General features: G+C 58.3%; 13 protein-coding genes. 12 read left to right on the top strand and 1 reads right to left on the bottom strand.

Translation table 11 applies throughout. The features are described 5' to 3' along the window. Positions 1 to 263: 263 nt before the first annotated feature. Positions 264 to 1,214, top strand: a complete 951-nt coding sequence (locus L362_RS04380) for a LacI family DNA-binding transcriptional regulator (protein ID WP_023293714.1) — start codon at positions 264 to 266, stop codon at positions 1,212 to 1,214. A 61-nt stretch (positions 1,215 to 1,275) separates the two neighbouring features. On the opposite strand, the gene L362_RS04375 is transcribed toward L362_RS04380, so the two are convergent. After that, positions 1,276 to 1,572, bottom strand: a complete 297-nt coding sequence (locus L362_RS04375) for a YicS family protein (RefSeq protein ID WP_023326396.1) — start codon at positions 1,570 to 1,572, stop codon at positions 1,276 to 1,278. A 140-nt stretch (positions 1,573 to 1,712) separates the two neighbouring features. On the opposite strand from L362_RS04375, the gene L362_RS04370 reads away from it, so the two are divergent. The 11 genes from L362_RS04370 (at position 1,713) to L362_RS0123205 (ending at position 21,528) form a co-directional block, all read left to right on the top strand. Beyond that, entirely contained in the window at positions 1,713 to 2,132 is a 420-nt protein-coding gene (locus L362_RS04370; RefSeq protein ID WP_008500129.1) for a GNAT family N-acetyltransferase, read from the top strand. A 129-nt stretch (positions 2,133 to 2,261) separates the two neighbouring features. Further along, on the top strand, positions 2,262 to 2,528 hold the full coding sequence (locus tag L362_RS04365) for an antitoxin (protein ID WP_023345171.1): 267 nt from the start codon (positions 2,262 to 2,264) through the stop codon (positions 2,526 to 2,528). After that, on the top strand, positions 2,525 to 2,923 hold the full coding sequence (locus tag L362_RS04360) for a type II toxin-antitoxin system VapC family toxin (RefSeq protein ID WP_023293716.1): 399 nt from the start codon (positions 2,525 to 2,527) through the stop codon (positions 2,921 to 2,923). The genes L362_RS04365 and L362_RS04360 overlap by 4 nt, the downstream gene beginning before the upstream one ends. 139 nt (positions 2,924 to 3,062) lie before the next feature. Beyond that, a complete protein-coding gene (gene nlpA, locus L362_RS04355) occupies positions 3,063 to 3,863 on the top strand; it encodes a lipoprotein NlpA (RefSeq protein WP_023345172.1) in 801 nt (266 codons plus the stop codon). A 122-nt stretch (positions 3,864 to 3,985) separates the two neighbouring features. Next, positions 3,986 to 4,765 (top strand): MBL fold metallo-hydrolase, encoded by a 780-nt coding sequence (locus L362_RS04350; protein ID WP_023345173.1) that lies wholly within the window; start codon positions 3,986 to 3,988, stop codon positions 4,763 to 4,765. Positions 4,766 to 4,791: 26 nt separating this feature from the next. Further along, entirely contained in the window at positions 4,792 to 5,745 is a 954-nt protein-coding gene (locus tag L362_RS04345; protein ID WP_023345174.1) for a GlxA family transcriptional regulator, read from the top strand. A gap of 182 nt (positions 5,746 to 5,927) precedes the next feature. Beyond that, a complete protein-coding gene (locus L362_RS04340) occupies positions 5,928 to 7,625 on the top strand; it encodes a ShlB/FhaC/HecB family hemolysin secretion/activation protein (RefSeq protein WP_023345175.1) in 1,698 nt (565 codons plus the stop codon). A gap of 14 nt (positions 7,626 to 7,639) precedes the next feature. Beyond that, a complete protein-coding gene (cdiA, locus tag L362_RS04335; RefSeq protein WP_023345176.1) occupies positions 7,640 to 20,284 on the top strand; it encodes a contact-dependent inhibition toxin CdiA in 12,645 nt (4,214 codons plus the stop codon). Beyond that, entirely contained in the window at positions 20,274 to 20,675 is a 402-nt protein-coding gene (locus L362_RS04330) for a DUF6911 family protein (protein ID WP_021242709.1), read from the top strand. The genes cdiA and L362_RS04330 overlap by 11 nt, the downstream gene beginning before the upstream one ends. A gap of 219 nt (positions 20,676 to 20,894) precedes the next feature. Beyond that, complete coding sequence (locus tag L362_RS25030) at positions 20,895 to 21,023, top strand: hypothetical protein (protein ID WP_255344111.1); 129 nt, start codon at positions 20,895 to 20,897, stop codon at positions 21,021 to 21,023. Between the two features lie 328 nt (positions 21,024 to 21,351). After that, on the top strand, positions 21,352 to 21,528 hold the full coding sequence (locus L362_RS0123205) for a hypothetical protein (protein WP_155249609.1): 177 nt from the start codon (positions 21,352 to 21,354) through the stop codon (positions 21,526 to 21,528). Positions 21,529 to 21,534 lie beyond the last annotated feature (6 nt).

The raw sequence follows: 21,534 nt of genomic DNA on the forward strand, positions 1-21,534 counted from the left end.
TTGCGAGGATGATTGGACATGATACGGAAACCGGTTTCCATTCATAAAAGACAGAACTGTGACAACCATCAAGATCCAATACTTATGAGGCTAATTAACCGGATGCAGGTCACATAATTTGGCTGTTTTGACATCATTTGGAGTGGAAACGGAAAATCGGTTTCCATGGAAAACGGAAACGGATATACTCCGCTCTGGCTATAATGTGAGCCGAAGCGGTCATGGAATTTGCAGGCGCGAGGTAAGCCTGCCAGGGGAAAGAGATGTCGACAATCAATGATGTATCACGTCTTGCCGGGGTGTCTAAAGCCACGGTATCGCGAGTGTTGAGTGGGTCGCGTGGCGTAAAGGAAGCCAGCCGTCAGGCCGTTCTGAAGGCAGTGGATGAGCTGAACTACCGGCCTAACGTGATTGCCCAGTCGCTGCTGAGCCAGTCGACGGGCTGTATCGGGGTGATTTGCGCCCAGGAAAACATTAACCAGACCACCGGTTATCTCTACGCGCTGGAAAAACAGCTCAGCCAGCATCAAAAACACCTGCTGCTGCGTTTCGCGCACAGCAAAGCGGAAGTGATGCACGCTCTTGAGGAACTCTCCTGCGGGCTTTGCGATGACATCCTGGTGATTGGCGCGCGTTTCCCGCTGGACGTCGATATGGACAACGTCATTCTGGTGGACTGCATGGAGTCTGATAATTCCAACAGCATCCAGTTCGATCACGCCTTTGCCGCCGAAACCGCCTGTAACTACCTGACCAGCCAGGGGCGACGCCAGATTGCCCTGATCCATCCGCACGGCAGCGGTTTTGCTGACCAGGTGCTGCTCGGCTACAAGCACGCGCTGGAGAAAAATTTCCTGCCCTTTAATCGCAACCTTGTGTTCATGGACGCGACCTCGTCGTCCGTTGCGCTACAGGAGCTGCTGAATAACGCCAGCACGCTGAACTTCAACGCGCTGCTGGTGGCGGACGAGCAGGAAGCCCAGCGGGTGATCCCGCAGCTGCAGGCGTTTAATAAATCCGTGCCGGACGACATTATGGTCTTTAGCCTGGCCGGATCGCTGCACCTGCCGGGTATTCCGGTGATCCCGGCGATTGAATATTCTATGGATGCGATGGCGGCGCGTATCGTGAGCTGGCTGACGGAGAAAACGCAGATGCTGGGCTCGTATGTGCTGCGCGGGGATTTGATCATTCCAGATGTGCGTAAGCGTTAAACATGTTGTGTAGGCCGGGTAAGGCGCAGCCGCCACCCGGCGAGAAGCAGGTTTCCAGCCCTCAATAATCTTCCATACAATCCACCTGACCAATCGCCGCCCAGTAGGCGTCCAGGTTGTCACGCTTCACGGCGGTAACGGCATTTTTGATCAGCAGCTGATTGGCCTCTGACGACAAAATCATCGCCTGCCAGGCCTTATCGCTCTGCTTTTTCTGTGGCGTACAGGTTTTCTTAATATCTTTCAGGACCTGTTGCTTAATCTGCGCCTCTTTCGCCGGATCCTCCTTTTCCTGAGCATGGACAAACGCGGCGAACAGCAGACAAACCAGCAGGCAGACAAGGTGTGCAGCTTTCATCAACAACCCCCTTTTGACGTCACAGGCTTCCCATGAAATATATCGTTACATTCAGTGTAGCGACGCCAGCCGAAAGTATGAATTTTCTCCACGTTGCGTGTGTGAGATAGTGAAACGGCACAGATAACAAGGAGAAAAATATGCACCTGAGCATTACTCATGCGGTTACGGCGCAGGAAAAAGAAGAGTTACTCACGGGCCTGAGAGCCTACAATGCGCAGTTTCTGGATCTCTCCACATTCAGTGGGGATATTGGCGTTTACGTGCGGGACGACATCGGCACCATGCTCGGCGGGCTCATTGGGGTGCGTAAAGGCGACTGGCTGAATATCGACTTTCTCTGGGTGAGCGATGCCGTGCGCGGATCCGGCGTGGGCAGCCAGCTCATCAAAACGGCGGAAGATGAAGCCAGACGCAAAGGCTGCAAGCACGCGCTGGTGGATACCGTCAGCTTCCAGGCGCGTCCGTTCTATGAAAAACAGGGGTACCAGCTGCAGATGTCTTTGCAGGATTATCCGTACCCGGGCATGCAGCGACATTACCTGGCGAAAGCCCTTTAAGCCCGTTTCTGTCATTATGCATTCTGCTATTTATTGCGAGCCGCTTTCCTAATTTAAAACGTGTTGCTTGTCTTCTTTTCGGGCCGTGGCGCATGCTTTGGCCTGGTCAAGTCATCCATGGAGATAGCAATGGAACGCACAGCAAAACTATTCAAAAAGGGTCAGAATCAGGCCGTTATGCTGCCTGCTGAATTCGCGTTTGATACGGAGAGCGTCTACATCCGACGGGATGAGGAGGGGAATGTCGTTTTGGCGGCAAAACCTGTTCGAATAAAGAGCTGGGATAATTTTCTCCGCATGCTGGCAGAAACGGACGTACCAGATACGTTTTTGAGCAAGGAGGAACGCAATCAGAGTGTTACGACAAGAGACCCTCTGGATGGAGCATGCTCATGAGACATATGCTGGATACGAATATTGTGAGTCACTTGTTTAAACGACACCCGGAGGTTGTAAGCAGAATGACATGTCTGGCGCCGGGTGACGTTTGTATCTCAAGCATTACCGAAGCGGAATTGCTGTATGGTGCTGACAAGAAGAAAAGCAGTAGATTGAAAGAAACAATCCGGGAGTTTCTCAATACCATCACGATTTGCGACTGGGACAGCGACGCCGCAGCAACGTACGGTGAACTCCGTGCAACCCTGGAAAAGAAAGGGAAAGTGATGGGAGATCTCGATCAACTGATCGCTGCACATGCTATCAGTCGGGGAACAACGATTGTTACTAACGATCGTGCATTCAGAATGGTGCAGGAGCTTGCCGTCGAGGACTGGACGACAACGTTGTGATCCCTGATGCCCGGTGGTGCAGCGTCACCCGGCCATACCCGCATATAACCGATCCTTCTTATTGATTCTTTTTCGGTTTTTATTTCCCCGCCTCGTTGTCGATATAGTCACTACAACATTCAGCAAAAGGAACTGTCTTGTGAAACGTCGATTGGGTGCTCTGGTACTGGCTGGCCTGCTGCTGGCCGGGTGCGATCAAAGTGGCAGCGATGCCAAACACATTAAAGTCGGCGTCATCAACGGCGCCGAGCAGGACGTGGCGGAAGTCGCCAAAAAGGTGGCGAAAGAGAAATATGGCCTGGACGTGGAGCTGGTGGGCTTCAGCGGCTCGCTGTTGCCTAACGATGCCACCAACCAGGGGGAACTGGATGCCAACGTCTTCCAGCATCGCCCGTTCCTTGCAGAGGATAACAAGGCGCATGGCTACAAGCTGGTGGCCGTGGCGAACACCTTTGTCTTCCCGATGGCAGGCTATTCCCGCAAAATCAAATCCGTGTCTGACCTGAAGGACGGGGCAACCATTGCCATTCCAAACGACCCGACCAACCTTGGCCGCGCGCTACTGCTGCTGCAAAAAGAGAAGCTCATCACCCTGAAGCCGAACACCGGGCTGCTGCCGACGGCGCTGGATATTACTGCCAACCCTAAACAGCTGAAAATCATGGAGCTCGAAGGGGCGCAGCTGCCGCGCGTGCTGGACGACCCGAAAGTGGATGTCGCCATCATCAGCACCACCTATATCCAGCAAACCGGGCTGTCGCCGGTGCATGACAGCGTCTTTATCGAAGACAAAAACTCGCCGTACGTGAACATCGTGGTGACGCGCGAAGACAACAAAGACGCCGAGAACGTGAAGGAATTTATCCAGTCGTATCAGTCGCCTGAAGTGGCGAAAGCGGCGGAGACGATCTTTAACGGCGGGGCGGTGCCGGGCTGGTAAGGAACCCGCAGAAAACGCGGTGACGAAAATTGGCCCGATTCCATCGGTAATCGCCCTTTAACCCACAGCGTGACGCGCGACGGCTGGCTATCCTCCTTATCACACCAACCGGAGGATAGCCCATGAACATCACCCACATTCGCAACGCCACCCAGCTGATTACCTACGCCGGAAAACGTTTTTTAATCGACCCGATGCTGGCTCCGCAGGGCGCTTACCCGGGCTTCCCCGGCACGGCCCATGCCGAACGCCGTAACCCGACGGTCGAACTCCCCGTAGACGTCAACACGCTGCTGGACGCCGACGCGGTGATCGTCACCCATACCCATGACGATCACTGGGATCGCGCCGCGGCGGAGCTGATCGCCAAAGATAAACCGATCTACGTGCAAAACGACCGTGATGCCGCGCTGCTGCGCAGCCAGGGGTTTAGCAACCTGACGGTCATGACTGACGCAACCACCTTTGGTGATATCCGGATAGCGAAAACCCACGGCGGTCAGCACGGTACCGATCGCGCATACGCCGTGCCCGAACTGGCGGAGCGGCTGGGCGAGGCCTGTGGCGTGGTGCTGCGTCATCCTGATGAGAAGACGCTCTACCTTGCCGGGGATACCGTCTGGCGTGACGAGGTGGCGGCCGATCTGCAAAAGCACCAGCCGGACGTGGTGGTGCTGAACGCTGGCTATGCCCACGTCATTGGTTTTGGGCCCATTATTATGGGGCAGGAAGATGTGCTTAACGTTCATTTCCTGCTGCCGCAGGCCAACATTGTGGCGAGCCATATGGAGGCCATTAACCACTGCCTGTTGACCCGCAGCGCGCTGCGTGAGTACGTAGAAGCCAACCAGGTGAGTGACGCGGTGAGTATTCCTGAGGATGGCGAAACCGTTATATTCTGAGTGTCTGAAAGGGAAAGGAGAGACAAATGTCGCTAGTCAACGTCGCGATTGTCGCAGTAGACGGGTTCAGCCCGTTCCACTACTCTGTTCCCTGCATTCTGTTTGGCGACTCGGTCTCCGGAGAAAAGCGCTTTAACGTGGCGATCTGCGCCGAAACGCCAGGGTTCCTCACCTCAAAAGACGGATTTGCCCTCAACGCCACGCAGGATTTTACCGCCATTGGGCAGGCCGATATTGTTGTCGTTCCCTACTGGCAGCACGTTCCTGAACGCCCGCCCCAGACGCTGCTCGACAGCCTGGTACAGGCGAGAGACCGCGGTGCAGAAATCGTCGGGCTGTGTCTGGGATCGTTTGTGCTGGCCTGGGCGGGGATCCTCGACGGCAAACGTGCGGCCACCCACTGGGAGTTCGAACGTCAGTTTCAGTCGCTCTTCCCGAACGTTCGGCTGGATATTAATGCCCTTTACGTGGATGACGGCAATATCATCACCTCCGCCGGGACTGCCGCAGCCCTCGACTGCTGCCTGTATATCATTCGCCAGCGCTTTGGCAGCGTGGTTGCTAACCAGATTGCCCGCCGGATGATTGTTCCGCCCCACCGCGAGGGCGGGCAGGCGCAGTTCATCGCCCAGCCGGTGCCTAAAGATACCCGCGACGGACGCATTAACTGCCTGATCGACTACCTGCAGCAGCACATCACCGAACAACATAGTCTGGACTCGCTGGCTGAGGTGGTCTCGATGAGCCGCCGCACCCTGACTCGTCATTTTGTTAACGCTACAGGGATGAGCGTCGCCGACTGGTTGACCGCCGAACGCCTGCGGCGCAGCCAAATCCTGCTGGAAGCCGGAAATATGCCGATTGAACGCGTGGCTGAGCTGGTGGGATTTAATTCCGCCGTCACCTGGCGACAGCAGTTTAAGGCGCGTTTTGGGGTGAGTCCGGCGGAGTGGCGAAAGACGTTTCGGCTTCATGCCTAGTGTATTACGGCTAACTCAAGATTTAAGGGTGAGTTAAATCCTTTCTTATTTTCTCTTAATATCCTTCTCACTCTTCTGAAATAACTATTAATTTTAGGAGCCCTAATTCAAATTAGATATACTCGCTTTAAGAAAACTCTTATATTACAAAAATAATCATTGCGGACATTTTTGTGGCATGGATGAATAGCGCCGAAATAAAAATTAGAATAATTTCATTAGTAAATTATGCTGTTGCTATCTTATTGTTTTCGCTTTTTTCAGCGAGGGTGAGTGCTGCACCTTTATCGCCAGCCGATCGCGATTCCATTCAACAGCAACAGCAGCAGCTTTTATTACAGAACCAGCAACAGCGTGAGGAGCTGGAGCGGAGTATTCCTCGCCCCGCGCCCGCCAGACCGCTGCCGGTTACCGGCTCCGGACCCTGTTTCACCATTCATACCATTACCCTTTCCGGTGCGACCTTAATCTCCCCGAAAACCCGGCAGACCCTTGTCGCGCCGTGGCAGGGCCGCTGTCTGGATATGGCGAAAATAACGGAACTTCTCGCCCATATTTCTGACTGGTATATCAGCCGGGGATATATCACCAGCCGCGCTTTTCTTACCGAGCAGGATCTCTCCGGCGGCCAGCTGAATATTGTTGTGCTGGAAGGCAGACTGGAAGCGATCCGTCTGGAAGGCGAAACGCCGCGCATGCTGAAAATGGCGTTTCCGGGACGGGTGGGCGGCATCCTTAATTTACGCGATATTGAACAGGGCATGGAGCAAATTAACCGTTTGCGTGCCGACCCGGTTCAGATTGAAATTCTTCCGGGAACGCAGGCCGGATATTCCATCGTTAATCTCACGGCAAAACCGGAATTTCCCTTAAGTGTATCCGTAAGCCTGGATAATAGCGGGCAGAAGAGTACCGGCGAAGATCAGCTGAGCGGCGTGCTCACCGCCAATAATATGCTGGGGCTGGCGGATAAATGGTTTGTCAGCGGCGGGCGCAGCAGTGATTTTGCCAGCGCGTACGATGCGCAGAATTTCCAGGCGGGCGTCAGCGTGCCGTTTGGCTACGGATTACTGGACTACAGCTACGCCTGGAGTAACTACCGGACCACCATCAGTAACCAGGGATTCAACTGGCTCTCCACGGGCGATACCAAAACCCACCGCCTTAACGCGTCCTGGGTGGTCTTCCGCAACGGGGAGGTGAAAACCGGCATTGCGGCAGGCGTGGTTCAGCGATCCAGCCGCAACTGGCTCAACGACGCGCCGCTTCAGAGCAGCACGCGCAACCTCTCCAGCCTGATTCTGGGCATTACGCACACGCAAAAAATGCTGGGCGGCGTGGCGACCTTCAACCCGACCTGGAGCCACGGCATGCCGTGGTTCAATGCCGAAACCGACGAAGATAAGTCCGGGGATATGCCGCGCGCGGAATTCCGTAAATGGAGTCTGAACGCCAGCTTCCAGCGTCCAGTCGCCCGTAACGCCTGGTGGCTGACCAGCGCCTACGGCCAGTGGTCGCCCGACCGGCTGTACGGCTCCGAGCGCCTGACGCTCGGCGGCGAAAGCTCCGTGCGCGGTTTTAAAGAGCAGTACCTGTCCGGGGACAACGGCGGCTACTGGCGCAACGAGCTGGGATATTCCCTCTTCACCCTTCCGGTGATTGGCGCGGTGAGCGCAACGGTCGCCGTTGACGGCGGCTGGCTGGAAAAAGACCGTCAGGACCGCTTTGCCTCCGGCACGTTGTGGGGCGCTTCGGTGGGACTGAACAGCGCAGGGCGCGGGTACAGCAGCCAGATTTCGGTCGGTACGCCCCTGCACTACCCCGACTGGCTCGGCCCGGATCATGTGAGCGTTAACTGGCGCATTGCCTTTATGCTTTAAGAGACTCTACGACTATGGATACCCGTCACCCACCCGTTCGTTTCTCGCAGCGTCTGATCAGCTGGATTGTCTGCGGTTTGATGGTCTGGCAGCCGATGGCACCTGCCGTCGCGGCGGCGCTTACGCCAACCCGGCAGACCACGGTCGATCGGGCGGGGAACGGGGTGCCGGTCGTCAACATCGCCACGCCCAACGGGGCGGGTATCTCGCATAACCAGTTCGGTGAGTATAACGTCGGCAAAGAGGGGCTTATCCTCAACAACGGCACGGACCGTTTAACCCGGACCCAGCTGGGCGGGCTTATCCAGAACAACCCCAACCTGCAGGCCGGGCGGGAAGCGAAAGGCATTATCAACGAAGTCACGGGCGCCAGCCGCTCGCAGCTGCAGGGCTATACGGAAGTCGCCGGTAAAGCAGCAAACGTTATGGTGGCCAACCCGTACGGCATTACCTGTAACGGGTGCGGATTTATCAACACCCCGAACGTCACCCTGACCACGGGGAAACCGCAGTTCGACGCCAGCGGTAACCTGCAGGCGCTGGAGGTGACGAAAGGCGCCATCACGGTTGAAGGCCAGGGGCTGGATGCCAGCAAGAGCGACGCGCTGTCGATTATTGCGCGCGCGACGGAAGTGAACGCCGCGATACATGCGAACGACCTGAAGGTGACGGCAGGGGCGAACCGCGTGGGCACGGACGGCAGCGTCAGGCCGATTGCCGGTGAGGGTGCCGCGCCCGTGGTGGCCGTGGATACCGGCGCGCTCGGCGGGATGTATGCCAACCGTATCCGCCTGGTCTCCAGCGAGACGGGCGTGGGGGTGAACCTCGGCAACCTCACCGCGCGCCAGGGCGACATTCAGCTGGACGCGGGCGGGAAACTGACGGTCACGAACAGCCTGGCCAGCGGATCGATTACCGCGAACGGCGCGGGAGTGGCCCTCAACGGCAGCCATCAGGCCGGTGGCGCGCTGAATGTGGCCAGCTCGCAGGATGTGGAACTCAATAACAGCACGCTCGCCAGCCAGGGCGATATGCGCCTTTCCGCTGCGGGGAAAGTGCAGACAACGGGCGGCGGGACAAACAGCGCGGGCGCGCTGTCGGTGAGCAGCGGGCAGGGGATGACGCTCAGCAATACCGCCCTGGTCTCCCGCGGCGCGGCGACGCTGGACAGTAAAGCTACCCTGACCGTCAACGGCGGCGGCGTGTCGGCTCAGGGCGGGGCGCTAACCGTCACGAGCAAACAGGGAATGGCGCTTGCGGATGCGACGCTGACGGGCCAGGCCGACACCACGCTGTCCACCGACGGCAGCCTGACGCAGCGCGGCGGCAGCGTCACCAGCAAAGGCGCGCTTAGCGTGGCGGCCGGGAAAGATATCACGCTGACGAATACCCGCAGCGGTAGCGATACCCGCGCGACCCTCAGCAGCGGCGGCACGCTGTCATCCACGGCCAGTGCGGTCTCGGCAGGAGAGAATCTGGCCCTGAGCGGCGGGCAGCTGGTGCTGGACGGCCAGAGCCGGGCCGATGCCACGGGCGATATCCGCCTGACGGGCAGCGCCGTCAGTAATCAGGGGCAGGTGAATGCGGGGCGTGACATTGCCCTCTCCGGCGACAGGGTATCCACCAGCGGCCAGCTGGCGGCGAAAGGCCACCTTGACGTGAACGCAGGAGTGCTGACAAACGGCGGCACGGTGCAGGGTAACGGCGTCACCCTGAAGGGGCAGACGGTCACTAACAGCGGTACCCTGCAGAGCGCCGGCAACCTGGCGCTGAGCGTTGATACCCTGGAGCAGCGGGGCACGCTGAGCGCGAAAGGCAATGCAAACGTCACGGCGCAGCAGGCCCTGCGTAACAGCGGCAGCCTGCTGGCTGACGGGGCGATGAGCGTGACGGCAGACGCGCTTGAACAGAACGGCACCCTGTCCGGCGCGACGGCGCTGACGGCGCAGGCCGGCACCCTGACCAGCGGTCAGGCGTCCCGTACCACCAGTCAGGGCAATGTACAGATTTCCGCGACCCGCAGCGCCAGCCTGAACGGGCAGACGGACGCGGCGGGGGCCTTAACCGTCAGCACCGGCGACCTGACCACCGGCCGGGATGCGCATCTGCAGAGCGGGCAGGGGCTTACCCTGCAGGCGCAGAATGCCGCGCTGAACGGCACGCAGGCGGCGAAGGGTGCACTGTCGGTGACGGCGGGCACGATTGCGCACGCCGGGAAATCCACCGGTAACGCGCTGAGTTTTAACGCAACCGGCGACCTGACCAGCGGCGGAGAGCTTACCGCCAGCGCCATCGCGCTCAGCGGACAGAACATCCTCCAGTCCGGCGTCGCAAAAGCGGAACGCATGACCCTGACGGCTCCTGAACGCATCACCAGCAGCGGTACGCTGGTTGCCGGTGCGCTGGCGCTGGACGCTGCCTCGGTGGAGAACAGCGGACTGCTGCAGGGGACCACCCTGCTCGGCCTGAAGACCGGGTCACTCACAAACCTCGCGGGCGGATCGGTCTACAGCACGCAGGATTTAACGCTGAACGTTCCGGTGCTGTCTAACAGCGGGCTTATCACCACTGACGGCACATTGCGCCTCCGGGGCGACACGCTGACAAACCAGGGGGAAATCAACGGCGTCAGCCTGAGCAGCGACTACCTCAGCCTGACCAACACCGATACCGGACGCCTGCTGGCGGACGACCGGCTCACCCTGAACGGCACTGCGTTTGCTAACGCGGGCAATATTGCGGCCAGCGACCTGCACATCACGGCGGACAGCCTGCAAAACCAGGGCACCGTCGAGGGGGACTCGGCGCTGACGCTCGGCGTGGCAGACCTTACTAACCGTGGCGCGCTGCGCAGCAGCGGAACGCTGACGCTCGGCGGTGAAACGCTGGCCAACAGCGGCGAGCTCAGCGCCACTACGCTGCTGCTGAACCTGACCCGACAGGCCAGCAACGATGCCGACGGGCGAGTGATTGCCCGGAACGGCCTGACGCTGACCACCGCCAGCCTGACGAATAGCGGGCTGATGGCCGGTACCGACGCGCAGTTTAACAGCGCGTCGGTGACCAACGGCGGCACGCTGCAGGGGACACACTCCCTGACGGCGACCGGGACACAGCTCAGCAACCAGCAGGCGGGCATGCTGCTCTCCGGCGGCGCGCTCGACCTGCACCACACCACCCTGAACAACGCCGGGCTGCTGCAGGGCAACACCCTGAACCTGGCCACCGGTGAGTGGATGAATACCGGCAACGCGCTGGGGGAAGCGGGCGTGACGGCGGCGGTGACCGACACGCTGACCAACAGCGGCAAGGTGCTCAGCCAGCAGGCGCTGGACGTCCAGGCCGACAGGACCGATAACCGGGGCCAGCTGCTGGCAAAAGTGCTGACCCTGCGGGGCGACCTGCAGAACAGCGGCCTGCTTCAGGGCAGCAGCACGCTGGCCTGGTCCGGGAACACCTTCACGAACCAGCCTCAGGGCCAGGTGACGGGCGGCGAGACCCTGACGCTGAGCGGACAAACCCTCAGCAACGCGGGCAGCCTTCAGGGGCGCAGCGCGACGCTTGACGCCGGGAGCCTGAATAACCAGGGCAGCGTTCAGACGCTGGATGCCCTGACGCTTTCCGCGACCGGCAGGCTGGATAACACGGGCGCCCTGCTCAGCCAGAACCTGTTCACGCTGACGGCGGCGCAGCTGTTCAACGACGGCCAGCTGGCCGGGAAAGCCCTCACGGTGAAGGCTGCGCAGCTGAACAACACCGGGATTCTCCAGGGTAACGACACGCTGGCGCTGACCACCCGCGCGCTGAGCAACGGCGCCACCGGGCAGCTGGTGAGCGGCAGTCCTCTGAACGTATCCCTCGACACGCTCGATAACGCCGGCCTGCTGCTGGTGAAGGGCGGGTTCACCCTGCGGGGCAGCGACCTGACGAACCGGGGCGATATTCAGGCGCAGAGCCTGGATTTGGGCCTGAGCAATGCCCTGACCAACACGGGGAACATCGTTGCCACCGACGATGCCGTGCTTAACGCGACGACGCTGACCAGCAGCGGCACGGTGGCGGGCAAAACGCTGACAGCAGGCGGTACTGAGCTGCGCAACAGCGGTCTGATGCAGGGCAGCAACGCGGTTAACGCCACCGCCGACCGCTTTATCAACGAGCTGAACGGTAAATGGCTCTCCGGCGGCGGCTTCACGCTGGCGGGCGGACAGCTGACGAACGCCGGTACGCTGCAGGGCGCCACGCTGGGCATGACCGGCACCACCCTCACCAACAGCGGCACGGTGAACGGGCAGACGGGACTCAGCGGCACGCTCAGCGGAGCGTTAACGAATACCGGGCTGCTGCAGAGCGGCGGCGCGACCGCCTTCACCGCGGATACCCTGGCGAACCCGGGGCGCATCACGGGCGGTACGCTGTCCCTCACCGCCCGCGATATGAACAACGGCGGGCTGATGCAGGGAACGAACGGCCTGGCGCTCACCGGGACCACGCTGACCACGGGCGCGGCCTCGCGTACCCTCTCCGGCGGCATGCTGACGCTGGATGCAGGCCAGCTGACCACGCAGGGCACGCTGCAGGGGAACGGCGCGGACATCCGCGCCAGCGACTGGACGCACGGCGGGTCTCTGCTCAGCCAGGGAACGCTGACGGCCACGACCGGCGGCACGCTGACCTCAACCGGCTCGCTGATGAGCCAGGGCCGGGCAGATATCACCGCACAGACGCTGGATAACCGCGGGCAGCTCCTCAGCGAGGGCGAGGTGACGCTCGGCGGCAGCACGCTTAAAAACAGCGGCACCGTGCAGGGGAACACCCTCGCGCTGCATCAGAACAGCATTAACAACCAGGGCACCTTAACCGGTCTGCAGAGCCTGACCGTTCAGGGGCAGCAGCGGCTGATGGCGCGCATGGCGATGGCCGCGCCGCAGCAGGAGCTGATCAACGGCGCAGGCGGCAAACTTCTTACCCAGGGCGCGCTGACGATTGCGTCCGGGGCTGTGACCAACGCCGGCAGCTGGCAGGCACAGAATATTCTGCTTAACGCCCGGTCGCTCACCAACAGCGGCGCGGTGCAGAGCGCCGGTGCGCTGCAGATGACGCTGGCCGATACGCTCACCGGAACCGCAGGCAGCAGGATCACCGCGCTGGGTGCGGCGACGCTGCAGGCCGCGACGCTGGCGAACCAGGGCCAGTGGGCGGCGCAAAACCTGACGCTGACGGGCGGCACGCTCAGCAACAGCGGCGCCATCAGCGGCGTGAATGGCCTGACCCTCAGCCAGACCGGCGCGGTCAGCCAGCAGTCTGGCGGCACCCTGCTGTCCGGCGGGGCGCTGAACGTCACGGCGGCCTCCGTCACCAGCGACGGCAAAATGCAGGGGGGTACGCTCGGCATCACCACCGGGGCGCTCACCAACAACGGACGTCTGCAGGGCGATAACGGCGCGACGCTGGCCCTCAGCGGGACGCTGACCAACAACAGCGGAGGCGAAATCGTCAGCCGCGATGCGCTGACGCTGACCACGCCCGCGCTGTTTAACTACGGCCTGATCCAGGGCGGCGGCGAGACGCGCGTGACCGCCTCCTCGCAGGCGCGTAACGACGGCAGACTCCTCTCCGGCGCGCGCCTGACGCTCGGCACGCCGCAATTCACCGGCACCGGCTGGCTGCAGGCCACCGACCTGATACTCAATGCGGCAAACGCCACCAACGGCGGCACGTGGGTGGCCGATCGCGCCACCCTGACCGGCACCAATTTCGCCAGCCAGGGCACCACCCAGGCGGGACAGCTGACGGTTAACTACAGCCAGCTGAACAACAGCGGCACGCTGCTCGGCAACACGCAGCTGAATATTGGCGCGGACCAGGTAACCCAGAGCGCGGGCGGCAAGCTGCTGAGCGGCGGCAACCTGTGGCTGCAGAGCCGGGGGCTGGACCTTACCGGCCAGCTGGTGTCCCTGGGGGACTTAACGCTGCAGCTGACGAACGCGTTTACCAGCCGAACCGCTGTGGCGGCAGGCAGAACCCTCACCATCAACAGCGGCGGCGACATCGATAACCGCAGCGTGCTGCAGGGGCAGGCGGTCAACCTGAACGCGGGCGGGCAGCTCAGCAACAACGGACAAATCACCACCGGCGGCGGCGCGAGTACGCTCTCCGGCAGCAGCGTGGCGCTGAATGCCGCGGGTTCGGTGCAGGGCGGAGGTGACATCACCGTGGCCAGCCGGAGCAACATTACCGTGGACGGCTTCACCGGCACGCGCGGCTCGCTGACCCTGAGCGCGCCGGGCGCCATCGTCAACACCGCGCTGCTGTACGCGGCGAATAACCTGGCGCTGTTTGCCGACAGCATCACCAACCAGCGCGGCGACATCATGGCGGGAAACAACCTGTGGATGCAGCGGGATGCGGCAGGGAATGCGAACAGCCAGGTGGTGAACACGTCTGGGAATATTGAGACGCAGGGTGGAAGTCTTAATATTAAAACCATCAACTTACGAAATGAGCGAGAAGGGCTTAAAGCTTCAACTCAGAGTCAGGTACAACCAGTTGATGACTGGATGACAGGGGAGTCAACAATAGATGTGCCTGTTACGGCTCTGCCAGATGGAAGTTATGGTTTTTATTCGCGAGAAGTCATTACTGGTCCGGGTGCTGGTAACTGTGGAGCTAATAGTGCATGTAATATCCATCGCTCCACATACTATTATCTGGCTCCTTTTAAAAATACAGTCAGGCAGCGTTTTTCCGGAAGATACAGCACAACTGTTATCACAGGGGGCGATTCTCCATCAGGGCGTATTTCTTCAGGTAGTGACCTGACTATTCAGGCTTCCAGACTTGATAATAATGCCAGCAATATATTGGCAAACGGTGATATTCACCTGTCTGGAAATCAATTAAATAACCAGAGCTGGCAGGCAGGTAGTGAGGTTGATTACCTGATTTATGAATATAAACCGTTATCTACGTCTGTTGGTTACGCAACAAGTAAGTTAGGCGTGGCTGGTAGTAAGAATATCAAATTCCAGAATGATACTATTGAGTACAATCTGGTTGGGCATGAAACAGAATTCCAACCGGGTGAACTCTACCGCGCCGTCATCCAGGCGGGCGGTAACGTCACCGCAAACTTCACCAGTAATATCAGCAACACCAATACCACTGCGAACGCGGGCGGCGTTAGCAACGTTATCTCCACGCCGTCGCTGAACACCCTCAGCAACCAGAGCGTCGGCAGCGGCGTGCAAAAACAGGGGCTGAACGCTACCGGCACCGTGGCGGTGAACTCGCCGCAGTGGAACGATCAGCTCCAGGGTGCGCTGCAGCAGCTTAACGGCGGCGGCGCGCTGGAAAACGGCGGCGCGTCCGGCACGCCTCTCAGCAACATTGGCACCACGCAGAAAGGCAACGCGAACCTCGGCCAGCTGGGCGCACTGGCGAACGCCGGGGTCACCACCGCCGATCTCCGAACCGCTCAGGGCGGCGCCGTCGGGCATTACCAGGGCCAGCGCGTCGATACCAGCGCTTACCCGCTGCCGTCGGGCAACAACGGCTATTTTGTCTTCTCCGACAACCCGAAAAGCCCGTACCTGATCGGCATCAACCCGAAACTGAACGGTCTCGGACAGCTCGATCCCGCCCTGTTTGCCGACCTGAACGCAATGCTCGGGGTCAAACCGTCGTCCACGGCGCCGCAGGAGACGCGGCTGGCGTTTACCGACGAGAAGCAGTTCCTCGGCTCGTCTTACATGCTCGGCCGCCTCAACCTGAACCCGGATTACGACTACCGCTTCCTCGGCGATGCGGCGTTCGATACCCGCTATGTCTCCAACGTGGTGCTCAACCAGACCGGTAACCGCTACCTGAACGGCATCGGTTCCGATCTGGATCAGATGCGCTATCTGATGGACAACGCGGCGGCGGCGCAGCAGTCGCTGGGCCTGCAGTTTGGCGTCTCGCTGACCGCCGATCAGATTGCCGCGCTCGACCACAGCCTGCTGTGGTGGGAGAAAGCCACCGTCAACGGCGAAACCGTGATGGTGCCGAAACTCTACCTGTCACCGAAGGACGTCACCGTCAATAACGGCAGCGTAATCGCGGGTAACAACGTTACCCTGAAGGGCGGCAGCATCACCAACGGCGGCAGCTCGCTGCTGGCGAAAAACAGCCTGACGCTCGACAGCCAGAACAGCATCAGCAACCTCAACAACGGCCTGATGAAAGCGGGCGGCGACCTGAACCTGAGCGCCATCGGCGATATCAATAACATCAGCTCCACCATCAGCGGCAAAACGGTCGCGCTGGAGAGCCTGGACGGCAGCATCAACAACCTGACCCAGGTTGAGCAGATTGATATCAACGCCGGCGGGAAGTACGGCAAGATCGGCCTGAAAGACACCCTGCTGGGCAACACGGCGTCTATTACCGCACAGGATGGCCTGTCGCTTGAGGCGGGGAAAAACATCACCGTTACCGGGGCGAACCTGGCCTCCGGCGGCGATATGCTACTGAACGCGTGGGGCGATATTGCCGTCAACGCGAATCAGATCAACGACGCATTCAGCTCCAGCCGGGCGAAAACCAGCCGTTCGTCCGTCACGTATCAGGGCAGTAACGTCACCGCGGGCGGCAACCTGCTGGTGAACGCCGGGCACAACCTTGACGTGACCGCCAGCGACGTGAAGGCGGGCGGCAGCGCGGGGCTGAGCGCGGGCAACGATCTCAATCTGAACGCGGCACAGACCAGCGAAAGCAGTCGTAAAGGGAAAAGCGAGTCCCACAGCACCGGGCTCGACCGCACCACGATTTCCGCAGGCGATAACCTGGTGCTGAAGGCCGGGCAGGATATCAACGCTCAGGCCGCCGCGCTGGCGGCGGAGAAAAGCGTCGGGCTGCAGGCGGGTCGCGACGTGAATATGGCGGCGGAAGAGACCACGCAGGGCGATAGCTATAAGTCAGGCAAGAAAACCGTCATCAACGAATCGGTACGCCAGCAGGGAACCGAGATCGCCAGCGGGGCGAATACCCAGATCCTCGCCGGGCGCGATGTCACCACCGAAGCCGCGCAGGTGACGGCGAAGGGCGATATCGGCGTGGCGGCAGGCCGTGACGTCAATCTCAATACCGCAACCGAAAGCGATTATCACTACAAAGAGCAGACCAAAACCAAAAAAGGGTTCCTGAGCAAGAAAACCACCCATACCATCGAGGAGAACAGCGCGACGCGTGAATCCGGCTCATTGCTGAGCGGTGATAACGTGCAGGTCGTTGCGGGCAATAACCTGCTGGTGAACGGCTCCGCCGTGGCGGGCGATGGCGACGTGAAGCTTAAGGCGGGCAACAACGTCGATATCGTGGCAGCGACGAACAGCGATACCTCCTGGCGCTTTAAGGAAGAGAAAAAATCCGGCCTGATGGGCTCGGGCGGGATTGGTTTCACCATCGGCAGCAGCAAAAGCACGCACGATCTTCGTGAGAAAGGCACCACCCAGAGCCAGAGCTTCAGTACGGTGGGCTCGACGGGGGGTAACGTCGCGATTTCTGCAGGAAACCAGGCCCACATCGGCGGCGCGGATCTTATCGCCGGGAAAGATTTAAGCCTCAGCGGCGACAGCGTCATCATCGAGCCGGGGCACGACAAGCGCACCCGGGATGAAACCTTCGAGCAGAAGAAAAGCGGGCTCACCGTGGCGCTCTCCGGCACCGTCGGTAGCGCTATTAACAATGCCGTGAGCGCGGCGCAGGAGACCAAAGAGCAAAGTGATGGCCGTCTGAAAGCCCTTCAGGCCACCAAAACGGTGCTGTCCGGCGTGCAGGCCGGGCAGGCTGCGGATATGGCGGCAACCACCGGCGACCCGAACGCAATGGGTGTGAGCCTCTCGCTGACGACCCAGAAGTCGAAATCACAGCAGCATGCTGAGAGTGATGCGGTGGCAGGCAGCACGCTGAACGCAGGCAACAATCTCGCTATCACCGCGAACGGCAAAAACAAAGGTGCAAACAGCGGCGACATCGTGATTGCGGGCAGCCAGCTGAAAGCCGGGGGCGATACCACGCTGGATGCACAGAACGACATTCTGCTGTCCGGCGCGGCGAATACCCAAAAAACCAGCGGCAAGAACAGCAGCAGCGGTGGCGGCATTGGCGTGAGCATCGGTGCCGGCGGCAACGGCGCGGGTATCAGCGTGTTTGCCAACGTCAACGCCGCGCACGGCAAGGATAAAGGCAACGGTACCGACTGGACCGAAACCACGATCGACAGCGGCAAAAACGTCACCCTAAAAAGCGGGCACGACACCGTGCTTGATGGCGCTCAGGTTAACGGCAATAAAATCGTGGCAGATGTTGGTCACGACCTGCTGATGCGCAGCCAGCAGAACAACAGCGACTACGACAGCAAGCAGACCAGCGTTGCGGCGGGTGGCAGCTTCACCTTCGGCACTATGTCCGGTTCAGGCTATATCAACGCCAGCCAGGACAAGATGAAGAGCCGCTTTGATTCGGTGGCCGAACAAACCGGGCTGTATGCCGGGGACGGCGGCTTCGATATCACCGTGGGGCATCATACCCAGCTTGATGGAGCGGTTATCGCCTCTACCGCCACGCCGGACAAAAACAGCCTCGATACCGGGACGCTGGGCTTCAGCGATATCCACAACGAAGCGGACTTTAAAACCTCGCACTCCGGTATCAGCCTGAGCGGCGGCGGCAGCTTCGGGGATAAATTCCAGGGTAACCTGCCGGGCGGCATGATCTCCGCTGCGGGTAATAAAGGCCATAAGGAAGGCACCACGCAGGCCGCCGTGGCAGAGGGCTCCCTCACTATCCGCGACAAAGCAAACCAGAAGCAGGACGTGGCCGATCTGAGCCGCGACACCGAACATGCCAACGACAGCATCAGCCCAATCTTCGACAAGGAGAAAGAGCAGAACCGCCTGAACGCAGTTGGGATGATCAGCGACATTGGTAGCCAGGTGGCGGATATTGCCAGGACGCAGGGTGATCTTAACGGGCTGAAGGCGGCCCAGAAAGAAACCGGCGCAACACTCCCCGCAAATGCGACAGAAAAAGAGCGCCAGAACTATCTTGCGAAACTGCGTGATACCCAGGCATACAAAAACGTGATGGTGACCTACGGAACCGGCAGCGCCATGCAGCGCGGCATCCAGGCGGCTACGGCAGCGCTGCAGGGACTGGCGGGCGGCAATATCGGAGGGGCGCTGGCGGGCGCGTCAGCACCGGAGCTGGCGAACATCATCGGCCATCATGCAGGCATTGATGACGATACGGCGGCAAAATCGATTGCCCATGCCATCCTCGGCGGCGTAACCGCAGCCCTTCAGGGCAACAGTGCCGCAGCGGGTGCTGTGGGGGCCGCATCCGGCGAACTGATTGCGACAGCGATTGCCAAACAGTTCTATCCCGATACTGACCCGTCGAAGCTGACGGAAGAGCAGAAGCAGACCGTGAGTACGCTGGCATCTGTTTCAGCGGGCATAGCTGGCGGGATTGCCGGGGGAAATACGGCTGGTGCGGCGGCTGGAGCCAGTGCAGGAAAGAATACTGTGGAGAATAACTTCCTTAGCGCTTCAAAAAATGATGCACTTAATAAAGCGCTTGAAGATCAAAAAAATGGTAAGAACCTTCTTCAGGCATCACAGGATATTGTTCGTCTGACCAATGAGGACAAAGCCAATAATGGGCTTCTGAATAAATACCAGAATGGTCAGCTGAATGATGCAGAAAAGCAAGAACTTGCCGGGTTACTTAATCAGTATGGCTATGAACTCCAGACTGTTTACGGTTACTCAGAGCAGCAAGCGGCACAAGCGATACAGTCCCTGGCGAAGGGCGGAGCTTTTGTGGCATCGGCAGCTGATGCCAAAGCCTATAATGAGGCGCTGAGCTATCTGAAAATGCACGGTGTTCAGTCAGGTCAAGCCGCAGTGGGTACAGATGCTTTGATGGTCCTTCCTGGAGCCCCTGGTACTCTGGTGCGTGGAGTTGTGGCTGCGGGAGGTGCATACCAGACAGGTACGGGGATAGGTCAGATTGCTGATGGTAACTATAGTAACGGAGCTCTGAATGTTGGTCTCGGAACGGCTGCTATATTTGGTGGCGCAGCAGGGAACAGCGTTATCACCAAAACTGAAACAGGTATTGTTTCTCCAAATAAAGGTGCTGGCTGGACAGAGAATTCTCAGTCTATTGATAAAAATGCCCATTCTTCTATTCCCAAAGTTACTGCTGAATTGACAGATCCTCAGACAGGAAAAGTCTTCACGGATACGAATCAGGGGAACAGAGCTGATTTCTTCTTGGGGGATGCCAGCAAGCCAACGCTTATCAATGATGTAGTGCAGGCAAAAGTAATTAACCAACCGGATAAAAATTTCCCAAATGGAAATATGGCTACCGCTCATGCAGAAGTTGGTACTATCCAACAAGCCTACGAGCAGGGTATGACAACGGGTCGTAGCATGGAAATGAAAGTATCTGGTAAGCCAGTTTGCGGTTACTGTCTCAGCGATATAAAAAGTATGGCTGAAAAATCTGGCTTGAAATCGCTTACTATTTTTGAAGAGAAAAGCGGAGATACTTTGTATTGGGAAAAAGGGATGAAAAAATTCACCAGGAACGAAACTTATGAAAGATGAGTTTGAAGTCGATTTCTATCTGTACACCAGAAACTCTTTTTCACGGGTTCGTGCCCCCAAGTGGAATGATGTAGAAGAATTCCTGATGAAATTGAGGGGGAATACTGGCGGTGTAAGACTCCGCATTGTCCCCGAACCTGATATTGGGCCGATGAATTTAGCAGTATCTACAGATGATGGCTTCTATCTCTTGACGTTACTAGAGTGCTCGGAATCTGATTTAACGGTTCGTTCCTATTGGGATAAATCGAAATCTGGTATGGAGAAAAAAATACAGATTTATGGGGATTACTGGCCTGAACGACAACTGACAAAAGATTTTGATCTTGTTGTCAGGGTCTTTAAAGAGTTCTTCGATATTGGCAACGTATCAACGAAACTTCTTAATTGATGTATAAATCCCAGACTACAGCATCACTTGTGGTGCTGTAGTTGTTGAGAATAATTTCCTTGGAACGGAAATCGATCAGGTTAAGGCAGCTCAAGCACATGGAGCTGATGTACTTTCATGCACCGATGCTCCAGGTGGTGAAGCCTGTAAGCGAGGCGAAGCCGTTAATAAAGCTTATGCTGGGGCATTAGCGACGGGTAGCCTGGTGGTGCTCAGACCATGTGGGGACTGGGGACTGAAGCTAATGCAGGTATCAACTATCTGACAGATGGAGCTATAGAACAAGATACTGAATTTACAGGAAAAGTGGTAAAAGATAAGTTAAACAAACGGGAGAAGAAGCAATGAGTGTCTTCAGTAAGGTTGGTATCTTTTGGCTCCTTTTCTTAGTTGTGTACTGTACAGTTCTAGTCACTATTGTTCTTTTCGTATGCCAGTTCGGAGTGTCAACAATTTTTTATTTTAACAATGGTGAATTCCTTTTTTCATGGAAAAAGGCATTACATATCGCATTAATAAAAGGAAGTATTACAGGATTAATATTAGGTGTAGGGATATGGTTAAAAAATAAACTACATGAGTATCGCCGGAAAAATAATCGCTGAGGATAGCTCACTGAGCGACTTGCTGGATGAAGTATCTCACGGCAAAACGGCCCGGCAGATGGCGCAAGAGCGTGTCGAAGCAGAAAACGAATGAGTTTTATAAGAAAAAACTGTGCCGTTTTTTAGAAGCACACAGTGCGCTTGATTATCTCGCCACTGTTATCGGGATTATAACGGGTGCAGATGATGTTGTTGGCAAAGTAATCAAGGGTGCAGGAAAACTCAATTTCAAAAGTTTAAGTGAATGACAATTA

The organism is Enterobacter sp. MGH 16 (assembly GCF_000493175.1).
In the GTDB taxonomy this organism is placed as follows: domain Bacteria; phylum Pseudomonadota; class Gammaproteobacteria; order Enterobacterales; family Enterobacteriaceae; genus Enterobacter; species Enterobacter roggenkampii.